This is a genomic window from Sphingomonas sp. UYAg733, from assembly GCF_054057355.1.
In genome coordinates this window covers 14,497-30,233 of the sequence record NZ_JBSRZE010000002.1, presented here as the reverse complement: position 1 = coordinate 30,233, position 15,737 = coordinate 14,497, and the positions used below count along the sequence as shown (strand labels likewise).

The window sequence follows — 15,737 nt, the reverse complement described above, 5'->3', positions numbered from 1 at the left end:
ACCTAGCGCTCGACGGTATCGCGCTTCATCGACGCAAGCTTGGCGAGAAAGCGGTTCTGCGCAAAGAACGGAATGTCTTCCTTGCGCATCGTAGCCTGCAGATTTTCTACCAGCGCCCCCATGTCCGCCGCCTGGATGCCCAGATCCTTGTGCGACGATTTCATGTCACGTCCGGTGTAGTCGCAACCACCGTTGAGGATGTAGCAGAACTGCTCCTTCAGCGTGCGGCGCAGGCGGACGATGTCCTGGCCCTTGAAGATATCGCCAATGCGCGGATCGGCGATATTGCGATCGACAAAGTCGTCGACCAGACGGTCGATCCCAGCCTTGCCGTGAAACGCCTTCAGCATATCGTCGCCAGCGAATGGCGTCGCGCCGGCATTGGCGTTGCTCTGCACATAGGGATCGACCGGATCCTCTTGCGGAGCGGCCTGGAACGAAAGGGCGGCGATGAGCAACAGGCTGAACATGATGATCCCTCAGAAACTGGTCTGGAGTGACAGGAAGGCGCCGCGCTGGCGCTTCACGGTCGCGATGTCGCCCATATCGGCATAGGCCGCAGTGATCGCGACGTTCCGCGTCACCTGCCACGCGGCGAACAGGTCTTTGGCGTCATTTTCCCTGGCAAAGCCGAGGTTGCTTGGCTTGGTGCGATACTCCGCGCCGACCAGCAGGTTGCGTGACAACAATACCCCCGCCGACCCCTCGAACTGCGGTTTATATTTATCGTTCAGGTCGCCGCCAAAGCCAAGCAAGCCGGTCTGGTTGGCCTTGGTGAAGCGAAGTGTGGCGTTGACCACCATGCTTTTCGACAGGATCACCTTGGTCGCCGCGACGTAGAAATCGGTGCCGTTCGCTTTTTTGCCGCCCACGGCGCGGATGATATCATCTTGCGACGCACGCTTGTGCTGCACGCCTATCGATATCTGGGGCAGCAATTTATCCTGATCGTACACAGCGTCCCCAACGACGCGGACCTTGGCGCCGAATACATCCTGACTGAACTTGAACCCCCGGCCCAGGCCGAGCGCGGCACCAGCATCGCGGGTGTCGAAACTCTGATGCGCATAGGATAGTTCGACACGATCCTTGTAACCGATCGCTCCGCCAAAGCTTGTCAGGTCGAAATCGGGCAGCGCGACATAGGTGACATGGGCGCTCGCGCCGATGCCGGCGTCGGTTTCGTTGCCGGCAATCAACGCCCAGTTGGCAAGGCCGCCACCGGCCGCACCTTCGATGCTCGATACGCCGCCGGTCAGCAGTAGCTTTCCACCCTGGCGCAGGTCACTCGCCATAGCGGGCGATACTGCCAGGTATGCAAATAGGGCGGCGAAGATGGCCCTAGTTACGCAATTTACAGGCATCAAGGCGCTCCGACCAGGTCAAGACCGTGATCCGTTATCGCCGTTATGGTTGTTTTTACGTAAACAACATATTTACCCGGTCGCAATCAGACCGTCGCTATGCACGAGCCATGCCCCACCCTGTTCCCGTTGCACTTCTTGCGCTAGCCCCGTTCCTCGCCGCAGTTCCGGCATTCGCCGCCACCGCCAATATTGATGTGCGCGGTGTCGATGGGAAACCGCTCGCCGGCGCCGTGGTGTTCATCGACACACCCAAAAAAGCGGCGGGGCCGATTCACTTTTCCTGGGGCACGGCAATGGCGCAACGCAACATCGCCTTCGATCCGCACATCCTGATCGTGCCCGTCGGGTCGAGCGTGTCCTTCCCCAACCGCGACAAGGTGCGCCACCATGTCTATTCTTTCTCCAGGGCGAAGAAGTTCGATCTGAAACTCTACGGCAAGGACGAGTCCCGCAGCATCGTGTTCGACAAGCCGGGGGTGATCGCGCTCGGCTGCAATATCCATGACGCGATGAACGGCTTCGTCGTGGTGGTCGATACGCCTTATGCGATGCAGACCGATGCGAACGGTCATGTGACGATCGCCAATGTCCCCGCCGGCGGCGCGAACATCCGCATCTGGCATCCTTCGGTTCGCGCGCCCGACAACATTTTGACGCAAAGCGTAACGATTGCGGCGAGCGGCTTCACGACCACCTATACCATGCGCGGTCGTTGAACCGCGATATGCCAATTTTTGCGAACCGGAAGCTGTTTCGCTTCCGCAATCTGCGCAATCGTCTAGCGGTGCTCTACGCTGCGCTGTTCGCCGTTGCGCTGCTCGTCGTGGCCGTCGTCGGGCAAGTGATGATCCGTAGCCACGCGCAAAGCAGCGTGCGTGCCGAACTGGCGACCAGCGGCCAGGTCTATGATCGGATCTGGGCGTTGCGCGCCAAATCCCTGGCGGGGTCGGCCGATGTACTCGCGCGCGATTTCGGCTTTCGCGCAGCGGTGGCAAGCGGTGACCGGCCGACGATCGAATCCGCAGTGGGTAATTTGCGCGAGCGTGCGGGTGTCGCCAACGCCTTTGTCGTCGATCAGGCTGGGGATGTGCTGGGCAGCGGCCCGGCAGATTTGCGTGCGATCGTCGCCAAACTGCCATTCACTCTGGCCGACGACCGTAGGGATTCGGTGATCGCATCGCGGGATGGCGTCTATCGCCTGATCGTTTCGCCGATCCTCGCGCCGACCGAAATCGGTTGGGTGATCTTCGCGGTACCGCTCGACGCGACCGAAATGCGGGCGTTGGAAAAGCTCTCGGCGATTCCGCTGACCGCGACGATGCTGCAACGGCGCGGCGACGGGCATTGGGTATCGCGCGACGGCACGATCCAGCCCGACGCGGCGATCGATTCCTTTGTTGGTGGCGGCGTATCGACCAACGCCCCCACCACGCTCGCTTTGCCACAGGGCCAGGCCTTCGCGCTGGCCAAGCCGCTCGCCGGACGCGGCGCGGCGCCCGAAGCGGCATTGCTGCTCAGCTATCCACTCGAAAAGGCGCTCGCCTCTTACGCCTCGCTGCAGTTGGGCATCGCGCTGGCGGGCTTGATCGGTTTGATCCTGGTGCTGGTCGGCAGCCGCCGTCTCGCCAACGATATCGCCCGGCCGATCGCTGCCCTCGACGCCGCCGCCAAGGCGCTCGAAGAGGGTTCGCGAGCCGAATTGAAGGTCGAGGGTTCGGACGAGATCGGGCGACTGGCGGAAAGCTTCAACCTGATGTCGGCAGGTATCGTCGAGCGTGAGCACCGCATCACTCACCTCGCGTTCCACGATTCACTGACCGGCCTGCCCAACCGCACCTATTTTCGCCAGCAACTCGATGCCGCTCTGCTGCGCGCGCCGCGCATGGCCGAAAAGGTCGCGGTGCTGTGCCTCGATCTCGACGGGTTCAAGGGCGTCAACGACACACTCGGACATCCGATTGGTGATTCTCTGCTGCGCCAGGTCGGCACGATGCTGACCCACCTCGTCACCGACGGTACGGTTTCACGGCTCGGTGGCGACGAGTTTGCCATTATCCTCGCTGATCGAGGCGATCATGATCGTCCACGTGCGATCGCCCAGGCGATTCTAGACCGCCTCCGCGAACCAGTCCGCGTCGACGGGCATCAGATCGCAACCGGAGCCAGTATCGGCATCGCGATTGGCCCGGGCAACGGGGCCGATCCCGATATACTGCTCAAAAGTGCCGACTTGGCACTGTATCGCGCCAAGCAAGACGGGCGCGGCGTGTTCCGGTTCTTTGAACCGGCGCTCGACGCTGCCGCGCGGAAGCGACGCCAGCTCGAACTGGACTTGCGTGAAGCGCTGCACAGCGGCCAGTTCCGTCTCAATTACCAGCCGATCTTCGACCTTGCCCAGGATCGCATCGGCTGTTTCGAATCGCTGCTGCGCTGGGAACATCCGACCCGCGGCAACGTCACGCCGGTCGAATTCATTCCGGTCGCGGAAGATACCGGCCTGATCGTTGCGATCGGCGAATGGGTAATGCATGAGGCTTGTCGTCAGGCCAGCGAATGGCCCGAACATGTCCGCATCGCGGTCAATGTCTCGCCGCTGCAGTTCCGCAATTCGGGTTTCTCCAACATCGTTTTTCAGGCGCTGACCCGCAGCGGCATCGCACCCAATCGGCTGGAGGTCGAAATCACCGAATCGATCTTCCTGGAAGGTGAGGAATCGGTACTTACGCTGCTCCATCAGCTCCGTGCGCTGGGCATCCGCATCGCGCTCGACGATTTTGGCACCGGTTATTCGTCGCTCAGCTATCTGCGCAGCTTTCCGTTCGACAAGATCAAGATCGACAAGTCGTTCGTCGACAGCGTCGCGCAAGATGCGAGCTCGGCCGCAATCGTCCACGCGATCGTCGATCTCGCCAAGGCGCTCAAAATGGAAACCACCGCCGAAGGCGTGGAGGACCGTGACCAGCTTGACGAACTGCGCGGCCAGGGTTGTTCGAGCATCCAGGGCTATTGGTTCAGCCGCCCGATCGAAGCCAATGCCGTGATGGACATGCTGCGCGGGTCGATGTCGGCGGTGGCCTGAACTGTCATCACGGGCTCTTCGCCCCTCCAACGGTCAGTTTGCGCGGCCGTCTCGTAGCTCTTAAGCAACGTGGACAGGGAGATCGACGATGCCGCTCTATGAAATCGACGGAAAACGTCCGCACCTCGCCCCCGGCGCCTGGGTCGCGCCAAGCGCCGACCTGATCGGTGAGGTACTGCTCGGCGAGGATGCAAGCGTCTGGTTCGGTGCTGTTATCCGCGGCGACAACACGCCAATGATCGTCGGCCCGCGCAGCAACATTCAGGAAGGCGCGGTGTGCCATTCGGATGCGGGGGCGCCGCTGACCATCGGTGCCGACTGCACGGTCGGGCATCGGGCGATCCTGCATGGCTGCACCATCGGCGACCGCGTGCTGATCGGCATGGGGGCGATCGTCCTAAACCACGCGGTCATCGCCGATGGTTGCATCGTCGGCGCGGGCGCGCTGGTGACCGAAGGCAAGACCTTCCCCGCCGGTAGCCTGATCGTCGGCAGCCCGGCGCGCGCGATTCGGGAACTCGACGATAATGCACAGGCCATGCTGCTGATCTCGGCCAAGCATTATATCGACAAGGCACATGGCTGCGCGACGGGGCTGAAGCGCGTCGATTGAACCGAGAAGGCTCGACTTCCCTTTGATCTGCCGCAATTACGAACGAGGCCCGATCGAATACACTGAGCATCGGCAGGAGGGCAGGAACCGTGCGGCAAATACTCTATGTCAGCGTCTGCACCGCGCCCGGCGGGAAGGCCGACCTCACCGTCATCCTGGAGCAATCGCGCCACAATAATGCCATCGACGGCATCACTGGCCTTTTATGGTCGGACGGCACGCATTTCATGCAAGTGATCGAAGGCCCAAAGGCGAGCGTCGAGGCGACTTTTGATCGCATCCTGCGGGATACAAGGCATCGCGATATCAGGATCCTTGTCGATGTGCCGATCGACATGCGGGAATTCGGTGGCTGGGGCATGATGCAACGGCGGGCCGGAGAACCTGCTGACGTGTATGATGCGAAAATCCAACGCCTGCTCTCCCAGGCCTCCGAAGAGGTCAGAGAGTATGTCCATCGATTGATCGCGACCGACGGCGGCGTACAGACCTGACGATATGGTTTGATCGACGATCCGTGCTGGCCATGGCACACCGCTGCCGAACTCGGCGCGCGGGTCGGCGCGCGAAACAATATCTTCGGCTCGCAGCCGCGCCGGCGCAAAAACGCTGTTCGACGCGGCGTGGTAAGCGGTTTTACTTGCCCGCTGCCCAGGCCTCGACCGCCGGGCGCAACCGATCGGTCACGGCATGTCGCGCCGCCATGCCGGCAACCACCCGCGCGGCACCTTCGCGCGCCGCTTCGGGCAGGTTTTTCTCGGCAAATGCGGTCAGCTTCGCCGGCATCGCCGGATCGTCGGACCCCGCACCGAGCCCGGGAATATAGGTCGAACGATTGCTCGTTTCGGTGAAACCATCGACCAACACGAGATTGGCGAGCGCGAAATCGACCGCAAGATCGGGATGCCGGGTCGATACACTGCGCAACAGGCTGGCCTTTTGCGGTGCGCTGAACTCGTCGGTCTTGATCAGGTCGAGCGCACGCTGCGCCAGTGCGACATCGCGCGTGCCGCCGAGCAACCGGATATAGCTGTTGCGCGCGACCGGGTTCTTTTCGGCGCGCGTGATCGCCAGCAGCGCTTCCCATTCGGGTGCCGTCGCATTGATCGCATAGGTACGCAGGATCGGCGCGCGAATTGCCGGCGGGATCGCGTTCGCATCGGTGGCGAGCGCCGCGATGTAACGCCGTGCCATTGCCGCGATGCCGGGATCACCGATGCCGCCCAGGCCGCCAATCAAATTCTCGCGCATATTGGTCACCAACGCCAATTCTCCCGGCTTTGCTTCATAGCCGATGCGCTTCATCACCGGGGCGAGCGTCGCCATGTTGCGGGCGTTAAGCGACGCCTCCAGCGGTGTATCCTCGAACCGGTTGGCAAGACGCAGCAGCTGGCCCGACACCATATCCCATTCGAGCGGATCGGCATCGACCGGAACCGCACCGGTCAACGCGAGATAAAGCGAGAGGTCCTGGTCGCCGCTCATCGCCAGCGCATAATCGTCGCCCAGCGTACCGAGGCGGTCGGCCAGCGCCACATTACGGAAATCGCGCACGATCGCGGCATGGCTGGTCGCGTCATATTTGCCGCGCAGATAGCTGCCCTTGCCCTGATTGAGGATCCGCGTGCCGCAACCCTTGACGCTCACGGTCGCGGGAGCGGCGCCTTGTATGATCGTGCTCGTCGCGTCTTGACCGACCACGCCGATTTTCAACGGCACGCGCCAGGTCTGCGGCTTTTTCGACGCGGCATCGAGACCGAAGCGCCCCTGGGTCAATGTCGCTATGGTCGTGCCGTTGCGGCAACTTGCCCCGGTCAACGTGATGAGCGGCACGCCGCCCTGCAGGGTGAAGTCATGCGCGATATCCGCCACCGGCTTGCCCGCGGCGACAGCGAGTTCAGCCCAGAGCTGATCGGTGACGGTGTTGCCGTATTTGTACTTCGCCATGTAGCGGCGGATGCCGTCGCGGAAGACATCCGGCCCCAGCGTCGATTCGACCATGCCGATCACCGCCTGTCCCTTCTGGTAGGTGATGCCGTCGAACGCCTGGCTGATCTGGTCGACCGTTTCGATCTTGCGGATGATCGGGTGGGTCGCGGCGGTCGCATCGGCGCCCAGAGCGAACTCGCGCTCGCTGCCGACCAGCGCGGTCATGGCATTCCAGCTTGGATTAAGGTCGGCGCTGGCCTTGCCCTCCATCCATGACGCGAAGCCCTCATTGAGCCAAAGGTCGTCCCACCACGCCATGGTGACGAGGTCGCCGAACCATTGATGCGCCATCTCATGCGCCACGACGGTATAGATGCGCTGGCGGTTGCTCTCGGTCGCGCGCTTCGGGTCGAACAGCAATTCCTGTTCGAAATAGAAGATCGCGCCCCAATTTTCCATCGCGCCGAAGGTCTGGCTGCCGCCGGGTCCGGCGATCATGTCGAGCTTGGGCAGAGGATAAGGCTGGCCGAAATAATCGTTATAGTAGGTCAGCAACCGCTTGGCGGCGTCGAGCGAATATTGGCCCTGCTCGCCCACGCCGCGCCGCGTAATGATGCCGATCTCGGTCTTGCCGGCCATCACCGTGCGTCGTTCCATGTCGCCCATGCCGAGGAACAGCAGATAGCTCGACATTTTCGGCGTGGTCGCGAAACGATAGAGCTTCTTGCCCCCAACCGGTTTGCCGACCGTGGTCGCCGGCATGTTGGAAAAGGCGAGCTGGTCGGCCGGCGCTTCGGCCGACAGCGTGAAGGTCGCCTTGAACGACGGCTCGTCCCACATCGGCGCGAAACGACGCGCATCGGGTGCCTCGAACTGCGTGGCAAGCATCCGGGCGGCGCTGCCATCGGGGTTCTTATAGTCGATCGCGAACATGCCGAGCGGCGATTCGTTGATCTTGCCGCTCCAGGTGAATTTCAGCGTATGCGCGCCTTTACTCGCGATCTTGGGCAGCGTCACGGTCAGCAATTGTGCTTCCTCGTCCTGCCTCACCGTCACGGCGACACCGTCGAAGGTCGCTGAATCGACAACCAGATCGACGGCGTTGAGGATGACTGTCGTCGTCGGTTCGTTCACCTCGACCTTGATCGTCTCCATGCCGGTGAAGGTCATGGCCTTGGCATCGGGCCTGACGGTGATGTCATAGGCGGTCGGCACGACGTTGGTCGGCAATCGTCCCGCAGCAAGCGCGGAGGTGGAAACGGACAGCAACAACAACGCCGTAGCGTGAGCAACAGGAGCGAGCTTCATGGCAACCTCTGGATATATTATCTCGTGTATTGCCCCAGTAATACGTTCAGATAGCTTGGCAAGCGCAACGCCAACTTAGGGCCGGCCAATGGCTGGACAGGCATTTAAGTTGCGCTATGAAACTTGGCATGAGCTTACCGCCAATCCTGCAACGCCTGCGCCTGCCCGTCATCGGGTCGCCATTGTTCATCATCTCTGGCCCGGATCTGGTCATCGCCCAGTGCAAGGCAGGCATCGTCGGCGCTTTCCCTGCGCTCAACGCGCGGCCCCAGGCGCAGCTCGACGAATGGCTGCATCGGATCACGGAGGAGCTCGCGACCTGGAATCGCGACAATCCCGACCGACCCGCCGCGCCTTATGCGGTCAACCAGATCGTCCATCGCTCCAACGAACGGCTTGAGGCAGATCTCGCGACCTGCGCCAAATGGCAGGTGCCGATCGTCATCACCTCGCTCGGCGCGCGTGAAGACCTCAATACTGCGGTGCACGGCTGGGGCGGCATCACGCTGCACGACATCATCGACGATCGTTTCGCGCGCAAGGCGGTGGAAAAGGGCGCTGACGGCCTGATCGCGGTCGCCGCCGGCGCCGGCGGCCATGCCGGCCGGCTCTCGCCTTTCGCGCTGATCCAGGAAATCCGCCAATGGTTTGAAGGTCCGCTCGCTCTGTCGGGGTCGATCGCGACCGGCGATGCGGTGCTTGCCGCACTCGCGATGGGGGCTGACCTCGCCTATATCGGCTCACCCTTCATCGCCACTGACGAGGCCAATGCCGACCAGTCCTACAAGGACTCGATCGTCGCGTCGAAGGCCGCCGATATCGTCTATTCAAACCTGTTCACTGGTGTGCACGGCAATTATCTGCGCAGTTCGATCGTCGCGGCGGGCATGGACCCGGACAATCTGCTGGAGGGCGATTTGTCGACGATGAACTTTGGCGGCGGCAATGGCAGCAAGGCCAAGGCGTGGAAGGACATCTGGGGCTCCGGCCAGGGTGTCGGAGCGGTCTCGGCAATCGAGCCGGTCGCAACGCGCGTCGATCGGCTGGAGCGTGAATACCTCGCGGCCAGGGCGCGATTGATACCCTAGGCACCACCGCTGAAGAGGAAGCGTGGGTTTCTAAAACGCCCTTGCCAGCCGGTCGTACATCGACCGTGCCGGGCTTATCATCACAGCGTCATCGGCCTGGGCGCCATCAAGCAATGCAACGCGGCGATAGAGTTCGGTGCTCGACGCGATCAGCGCCTGCGCCTGGGGCGGCATGGCGAGGATCGCGGGGGCGTCGCTGACCGGCGCGGGGCCGAGGCGTCGTGACGGATCGAGCGCGTCGCGCGGCTGCAATTCGCCGGCATCGATCGCGCGCTGCGTCAGCAGCCACGCGATGATGTGCATCAGCCGTGTCGTAACCTTCAGCGATTCGCAGGAAAAGGAAACGCGTGCCAGCGGGTCGAGCATCTCGCGCTCCTCGCGCCCTCCTTCATCGAAATAGCTCCGCGCTTCGTCGGCAAGCACCATCGCGTCGACATACAGTGTGTCGATCAGCCGGCGGTGGATCCGCGAGTCATCTGCAAAGCCCCTCATCTCAACGGGGGTGACATAAACGGAGGATCAACAACATAGGGATCGTGCGAGGCTTTTATCGCGCGGGCGTCCCAAAGCGGAGCAAGGTCAAGCGATGATGTCGGGGATGAGCTGATCCTCGAGCATGCCAATCTCGTCGCGAAGCCGTAACTTGCGCTTTTTCAGGCGCGCCAGCTGGAGCTGGTCGGTCGATCCGGTCTCGAACAGCGCGCCGATCGCCGAATCGAGGTCACGATGTTCGATGCGCAGGATTTCCAGGCGCTTGGCGATCTGCGTTTCTTCCATCGGCTCCCCATTTCCCGTCCGCCACCTTTAGCAAACTGCGCGCGCATCGCGAGCAGCAAAAAATCCTGTCGGGTTCGCAGTGGAATCGGCCTGGCGCGTAAATCGCCTCGGCATGTCGATTGCCGGTAAAATGTAGGAAGACAATTTATCATTGGCGTGTTTCAATCATTTCCCGCCAAGCAAAGAAGGAGGCTTTCTTCCATGCAAACTGCGCATTTCTCGGCACTTGAGGCCAAGCACGCTGTGCTCGATCAAAAGATCGCTGCCGAGTCGCAACGCCCACTCCCTGACACTGCGGCGCTGGCAGCGCTCAAAAAGCGGAAACTTCGCCTCAAAGAGGAAATGACCACGCAATAGGCTTGCTCACCCCGCGCGCTCACCCCGCCCGGGTGCGCCCGCGCGGGGTTAAAGCACCGCGAGCCTTAGCGCCGCGGAAGAATCGGTTTGACGAAAACAGGCGTTTTGGTTCCCATACCGACTGGCTTGCGCGCCAGCATCGGATCGATCGCGTGCGAAAACGCGATTCCAACCCGCCCCGCTGCGGACCAGGCGACCTTACCCGACACCCAGCCGATGCCGCGAACGTCGAATTCGACATCTAGGCCCTGCGGCAAGCCATTGGGAAGCTCCGCCATCAGCCCACCGGCGGATAGGTTGCGAACACGGACATGATGAATGTCGTTGCTGCCCGTGAAGCGGAAATCCGCCATCAGGAACAGGCTGTCGCGCGACTGGTTGCGATTACGCGCAAGGTCGTCAGCGGCGAGATCGCCAAAAGGATCTTGGGGCAACTGGTCCATCAGGGTGCTCGAGCAAACCTCCGTTCGCCACCGATAGACCAGAAATTCGTATCGAATCGCTTAAAGAATCCGCGATCAATCTTCGCGGGAGACCTTTTCATGGCGTTCGTGACGTTCCTGCGCCTCGACAGTCATGGTCGCGATCGGGCGCGCTTCGAGCCGCGCGAGCGAAATCGGCTCGCCGGTCACTTCGCAATAGCCATATTCGCCCTCTTCGATGCGCCGCAACGCCGCATCGATCTTGGCGATCAGTTTGCGTTGGCGATCCCTGGTGCGCAGCTCGATCGACCAGTCGGTCTCACTGGATGCGCGATCGGTAAGATCGGCCTCACGCAGCGAATCGACCTGCAATTGACTCAGCGTACCCGCCGCTTCGCGCAGGATCGCATCTTTCCACTGATGCAGCTTGTCGCGAAAATATTCCTGCTGGCGCTGATTCATAAACGGCTCGTCCGGGCTGGGGCGATAGCCTCCAGCCGCGTCGTTCGCCGCAATCGCACCAGGTTCGGATTCGTCCAATCGATTCAAGACCGTCGCCATCCCACTCTCCAGTCGGTCTCGCGATGCTTTGCGCACCTCTGTACCGCCCCTGTCCTGCCCCCGTGATGACCGCGCCTATAGACACGCCGTCTTCGCACCACAAGCAACCGACTCACATGAACGTTCAAATCGGTTCTTTCGTGCGCATAAGCATCACCGCATTTCACTTTCGAGACTCATATCGGGTAACGAACGAAAGCAGTGTCCCGCTCTGTTAACTATAAAAAATAATGGCTGGTTAGTATTAATAGCTGAACTGTACCGTCTTGGCACGTTAACCAGGCTAATGACGCACCATTATGGCGAATTCGTCATCCAGGCGCCGGAACATTGGTTAATGAGCTTGAACTTAATAGTTTGTTGGTCACTTTGGGCAATAGCGGCGATCCAGCTGCTACGGGTCCGGATCTGGTGCGGTTGGTACCAGCAACGAAAGAGTGACAACATGTCGGTGCGGATGGCTTTGGCAAAATTGTGTGCCTGCACATGCGGTGGGGCGCTGATCGGTGGTGGTGCTGTGCACGTCGCCGAAGGCGCGAAAACGCGACAGGTATATCAGACCAAGATGGTCAAGCGCGTTGTGAAGCGTGCTGCGGCCCCGCGCAAATTGACCAAGGTCCGTCGAGTCGTGACGCAGACGCGTGCGACCTGCCGGCCTGCGATCGTCACCGTTACCAGTCAGGGCGCCCCCATTCCCCTTCCCCCGATCTTTGCCGCTTCGGGTGGCGAAATGCCGGTGTCGGGCGGCGGCGGTGGCGGCGGCGCGGCTGTCGTGGGTGGCGGCGGATTCGGTGGCGGCGGCGGCTTCTTTGCCGGCGGCTTTTTCGGTGGCGGTTCTAGCGGTGGCAGCGGCGGGATCGTCGTCTCGTCGACCTCCAGCGGCGGTTCGACCAGCAGCAGTGGCGGCTCTACCAGCACCAGCGGCGGTTCCACCAGCACATCGTCGGGCGGCAGCGGTGGGTCGTCGACCAGCACGGGTGGCCTTTCGAGCACCAGCACCTCGTCGACCGGCGGCAGCAGCACCTCGTCCGCATCGGGCGGTTCGAGCGGCGATGTGTCGTCTTCGTCCAGCGGGGACGTGTCATCATCGTCGAGCGGCGATGTCTCGTCCTCTACATCCTCCTCAACGTCGAGCAGTTCCAGCGGCGATGTATCCTCATCGACCTCAAGCAGTTCGAGCGGCAACGTATCGACCTCCACGTCCAGCTCATCCAACGGATCGAGCACGTCGACCTCGAGTTCGTCCTATGGATCGTCGAGCCATGGCTGGAGCAGCAATGGCGGCTGGAGCAGCAATGGCGGCCATGGCAGCACCGGGTCGAGCGGCAGCAGCGGATCCAGTGGTACGCCGTCGCCCGTGCCCGCCCCGCCGATGATCCTGTTGTTTGGTGCAGCGGCAGCCGCACTCGTGGCGCGCAAGCGCTTCGCGAAAAAGGCCGCCGTCGCGGCCTGAGTCGCGTCAAGCAGCCGATATGAAAAAGGGCTCCCGCGCCTTGTGCGGGAGCCCTTTTTGGGTCGGGCGACCACCTCAGATCGTGGCAAGGACCTTTTCGATCTGATCGATCGGGTGGCCGGTGAGGTCCTTGTCGACCTCTGCGATGAGCCTTGAGCTGACTTCCTTATGATAATGTTTGCGAAGCTCACCCAGGGTGCGCGGCGGCGCGACGATGATGAGTGATTCGAAATCATTGGCGAGTGCGCGGCGTTGGAGCAGGCCAGCGGTCTCGGCCGCGAAGCGGTCCTCTTCCTGCTGGTGGAAATCGACTTCCTGCATCGAATTCTGCCCGCCACCGACGCTCGACGAGGAACGCCCGGCAAGATCGGTCTTTTGGTCGCCATCGGACGGATTAACATGTTCGACCGCGTTTTCGACCACCAGATTCGGATAGGCTGCATCGCCCTGATTGCGCAGGAACAGCATCTTCCGCCCGTCGGCGACGAGCACGACGGCGTTGTGCGAAATCTGCATGGAATGGCCTTTCCGGTTGTTGATATCGTTATGGGTAACGCCCCGGCGGCCCTGCGGGTTGCGCGCCGCGCGCCTCGCCGCCATAGCCTGCGCCATGCACGACATCCGCCTGATCCGCGAAAATCCCGCAAGCTTCGACGCCGCATTGGCCCGCCGCGGCCTGCCACCGCATGCTGCCGAACTCGTCGCCCTGGACGAACGCCGCCGCGCCCTGATCACCGAAGCACAGGCGGGCCAGGCGCGCCGCAACGAAGCTTCCAAGGCGATCGGCGCGGCAAAAGCGTCGAAGGACGAGGCAACGGCCGCTGTACTGATGGCGGAAGTCGCGGTGCTGAAGGAACGGTTGCCGGCAATCGAGAATGAGGAAAAGGAACTTGGCGAAGCGCTGAGCGGTCAACTCGCGGCGATCCCCAATCTGCCGCTCGCCGACGTCCCGCAAGGATCGGACGAAGCCGACAATGCGATCGTCCATCTGCGCGGCACGCCGCCGAGTTTCGCTTTCGCTGCGAAGGAACATGACACGATCGGCCCTGCGCTCGGCCTGGATTTCGAAACCGGCGCGGCGATGTCCGGCGCACGTTTCACCCTGGTCCGTGGCTCGGCGGCAAAGCTGCATCGCGCGCTCGGGCAATTCATGCTCGACACGCTCGCCGGCCAGCATGGTTATGAACAGGTCATCCCCCCTTTGTTGGTGCGCGATGAGGCGGTTTTCGGCACGGGGCAGCTCCCGAAATTCGCCGAAGACCTGTTCCGCACGACCGACGGTCGCTGGTTGATTCCGACAGCAGAGGTCAGCCTGACCAATATCGTTGCTGGCAAAATCCTCAGCGAGGAGGAACTGCCGCTACGCTTCACCGCTCTTACCCCCTGCTTCCGCTCCGAGGCGGGCTCCGCTGGGCGAGATACGCGCGGGTTCATCCGCCAGCACCAGTTCGAAAAGGTCGAGATGGTCTCGATCGTCGCGCCCGATGCCTCCGAGGCGGAGCATGAGCGCATGACCGCTTGCGCAGAGGGACTGCTCGACGCGCTCGGCTTGCCCTTTCGTCGTATGAAGCTGTGCACGGGTGACATGGGATTCACCGCTGCACGGACCTATGATCTGGAGGTCTGGCTGCCAGGGCAGAACCAGTATCGCGAGATTTCGAGCTGTTCGACCTGCACCGATTTCCAGGCGCGGCGCATGAACGCGCGGTATCGGCCCGAAGGCGAGAAAGGCACCCGCTTCGTCCACACGCTTAATGGTTCGGGACTGGCGGTGGGCCGCACACTCGTCGCGGTGCTGGAGAATTATCAGCAGGAGGACGGATCGGTCGCGATTCCCGACGTGTTGCAGCCCTATCTCAAGGGTATCAACCGGCTGGAACCAGCCTGATGCTCGGTGCCCTGTTCCCCGTTCGGGCTGAGCCTGTCGAATCCCTCCTGGCCACGAATGAGCGGTGGTCTTGGGGCACGTGCCCTTCGACAGGCTCAGGGCGAACGGTAGAGGTAGCCGCCTGATGCGCATCCTGCTGACCAATGATGATGGCTACCACGCGCCCGGCCTCAAGGTGCTGGAAGAGATCGCGGCGAAATTTTCCGATGATATCTGGATTGTCGCGCCGTCCGAGGAGCAATCGGGCGCCGGCCATTCGCTGACCCTGAGCCGCCCGATTCGCATTCACCGCCATGGCGACAAGCGTTTCGCTGTCGCCGGCACGCCCACCGATGCGGTGATGATGGCGATCGCCCGAATCATGAAGGACAGCCCACCTGACCTGATCCTGTCCGGGGTCAATCGCGGTGCCAACCTCGCCGAGGATGTGACCTATTCAGGCACCGTTTCCGCCGCGATGGAAGGGGCATTGGCCGGCGTGCGCTCGATCGCACTCAGCCAAGTCTATAGTCGTGACGGCATGGGCGACACCGTGCCGTTCGAGGCCGCCGCCGCCTGGGGCGAGCGCGTACTGCGCCCGCTGATCGATGCGCCGCTTGCCCCGCGCACGCTGGTCAATATCAACTTCCCGGTCGGCGCAGCGGCCGAGGTCAAGGGCATCCGCGTCGTCAATCAGGGGCTGCGCGATTATGGACGGCTGCAGATCGTCACCAATCGCGATCCGCGCGGTTACGAATATCACTGGTTCGGGCTCGGCCCGACGATCGAGACACCGGCGCATTCGACCGATCTTGAGGCCGTGGCCGAAGGTTTTATCGCCGTCACCCCTCTCCATCTTGACCTTACCCATCATGAATCACTCGACATGCTGAACGCGGCGTTTACCTAGGGATAA

General features: G+C 62.1%; 18 protein-coding genes. 8 read left to right on the top strand and 10 right to left on the bottom strand.

Annotated features, from left to right (window positions below):
• Positions 1-2: 2 nt before the first annotated feature.
• A complete protein-coding gene (locus ACVWZA_RS05120; protein ID WP_457310098.1) occupies positions 3-470 on the bottom strand; it encodes a group I truncated hemoglobin in 468 nt (155 codons plus the stop codon).
• A gap of 9 nt (positions 471-479) precedes the next feature.
• Positions 480-1,295 carry a DUF3034 family protein gene (locus ACVWZA_RS05115; RefSeq protein ID WP_457310097.1) on the bottom strand — a complete coding sequence of 272 codons (816 nt, stop codon included), beginning with the start codon at positions 1,293-1,295 and terminating at the stop codon, positions 480-482.
• A gap of 179 nt (positions 1,296-1,474) precedes the next feature.
• On the opposite strand from ACVWZA_RS05115, the gene ACVWZA_RS05110 reads away from it, so the two are divergent.
• From ACVWZA_RS05110 to ACVWZA_RS05095, 4 genes are all read left to right on the top strand, one after another.
• Complete coding sequence (locus ACVWZA_RS05110; protein ID WP_457310096.1) at positions 1,475-2,083, top strand: methylamine utilization protein; 609 nt, start codon at positions 1,475-1,477, stop codon at positions 2,081-2,083.
• An 8-nt stretch (positions 2,084-2,091) separates the two neighbouring features.
• Positions 2,092-4,446: a putative bifunctional diguanylate cyclase/phosphodiesterase gene (locus ACVWZA_RS05105; protein WP_457310095.1), complete on the top strand. Its 2,355-nt coding sequence runs from the start codon at positions 2,092-2,094 to the stop codon at positions 4,444-4,446.
• Positions 4,447-4,534: 88 nt separating this feature from the next.
• On the top strand, positions 4,535-5,059 hold the full coding sequence (locus tag ACVWZA_RS05100) for a gamma carbonic anhydrase family protein (RefSeq protein ID WP_457310094.1): 525 nt from the start codon (positions 4,535-4,537) through the stop codon (positions 5,057-5,059).
• Between the two features lie 89 nt (positions 5,060-5,148).
• On the top strand, positions 5,149-5,553 hold the full coding sequence (locus ACVWZA_RS05095) for a BLUF domain-containing protein (protein WP_457310093.1): 405 nt from the start codon (positions 5,149-5,151) through the stop codon (positions 5,551-5,553).
• A 142-nt stretch (positions 5,554-5,695) separates the two neighbouring features.
• Here the strand turns inward: ACVWZA_RS05095 and ACVWZA_RS05090 are convergent, their stop codons facing one another.
• The gene (locus ACVWZA_RS05090; RefSeq protein ID WP_457310092.1) at positions 5,696-8,296 is read right to left on the bottom strand and encodes a M1 family metallopeptidase; all 2,601 of its coding nucleotides are present in this window, start codon (positions 8,294-8,296) and stop codon (positions 5,696-5,698) included.
• Between the two features lie 128 nt (positions 8,297-8,424).
• Here ACVWZA_RS05090 and ACVWZA_RS05085 point away from each other — a divergent pair, with 128 nt between their 5' ends.
• Positions 8,425-9,384 carry an NAD(P)H-dependent flavin oxidoreductase gene (locus ACVWZA_RS05085; RefSeq protein WP_457310091.1) on the top strand — a complete coding sequence of 320 codons (960 nt, stop codon included), beginning with the start codon at positions 8,425-8,427 and terminating at the stop codon, positions 9,382-9,384.
• Positions 9,385-9,414: 30 nt separating this feature from the next.
• On the opposite strand, the gene ACVWZA_RS05080 is transcribed toward ACVWZA_RS05085, so the two are convergent.
• Together ACVWZA_RS05080 and ACVWZA_RS05075 are read right to left on the bottom strand one after the other, a co-directional pair.
• A complete protein-coding gene (locus ACVWZA_RS05080) occupies positions 9,415-9,876 on the bottom strand; it encodes a DUF1465 family protein (RefSeq protein WP_457310090.1) in 462 nt (153 codons plus the stop codon).
• An 87-nt stretch (positions 9,877-9,963) separates the two neighbouring features.
• The gene (locus ACVWZA_RS05075; RefSeq protein WP_183112788.1) at positions 9,964-10,161 is read right to left on the bottom strand and encodes a YdcH family protein; all 198 of its coding nucleotides are present in this window, start codon (positions 10,159-10,161) and stop codon (positions 9,964-9,966) included.
• A 201-nt stretch (positions 10,162-10,362) separates the two neighbouring features.
• Here ACVWZA_RS05075 and ACVWZA_RS05070 point away from each other — a divergent pair, with 201 nt between their 5' ends.
• Positions 10,363-10,518: a YdcH family protein gene (locus ACVWZA_RS05070; protein WP_457310089.1), complete on the top strand. Its 156-nt coding sequence runs from the start codon at positions 10,363-10,365 to the stop codon at positions 10,516-10,518.
• Between the two features lie 65 nt (positions 10,519-10,583).
• On the opposite strand, the gene ACVWZA_RS05065 is transcribed toward ACVWZA_RS05070, so the two are convergent.
• From ACVWZA_RS05065 to ACVWZA_RS05045, 5 genes are all read right to left on the bottom strand, one after another.
• Entirely contained in the window at positions 10,584-10,961 is a 378-nt protein-coding gene (locus ACVWZA_RS05065) for a PilZ domain-containing protein (RefSeq protein ID WP_457310088.1), read from the bottom strand.
• A 75-nt stretch (positions 10,962-11,036) separates the two neighbouring features.
• Entirely contained in the window at positions 11,037-11,501 is a 465-nt protein-coding gene (dksA, locus tag ACVWZA_RS05060; protein ID WP_457310087.1) for an RNA polymerase-binding protein DksA, read from the bottom strand.
• Positions 11,502-12,179: 678 nt separating this feature from the next.
• The gene (locus ACVWZA_RS05055; protein ID WP_457310086.1) at positions 12,180-12,728 is read right to left on the bottom strand and encodes a hypothetical protein; all 549 of its coding nucleotides are present in this window, start codon (positions 12,726-12,728) and stop codon (positions 12,180-12,182) included.
• A gap of 18 nt (positions 12,729-12,746) precedes the next feature.
• Complete coding sequence (locus tag ACVWZA_RS05050; protein ID WP_457310085.1) at positions 12,747-12,920, bottom strand: hypothetical protein; 174 nt, start codon at positions 12,918-12,920, stop codon at positions 12,747-12,749.
• Positions 12,921-13,029: 109 nt separating this feature from the next.
• Complete coding sequence (locus tag ACVWZA_RS05045) at positions 13,030-13,470, bottom strand: host attachment family protein (protein ID WP_457310522.1); 441 nt, start codon at positions 13,468-13,470, stop codon at positions 13,030-13,032.
• 94 nt (positions 13,471-13,564) lie between these two features.
• Between ACVWZA_RS05045 and serS the strand changes: the two genes are divergently transcribed.
• Together serS and surE are read left to right on the top strand one after the other, a co-directional pair.
• Positions 13,565-14,842, top strand: coding sequence for a serine--tRNA ligase (gene serS, locus ACVWZA_RS05040; RefSeq protein WP_457310084.1), 1,278 nt, complete (start codon positions 13,565-13,567; stop codon positions 14,840-14,842).
• A 124-nt stretch (positions 14,843-14,966) separates the two neighbouring features.
• Positions 14,967-15,731, top strand: coding sequence for a 5'/3'-nucleotidase SurE (surE, locus tag ACVWZA_RS05035; protein WP_457310083.1), 765 nt, complete (start codon positions 14,967-14,969; stop codon positions 15,729-15,731).
• Positions 15,732-15,737: the final 6 nt, after the last annotated feature.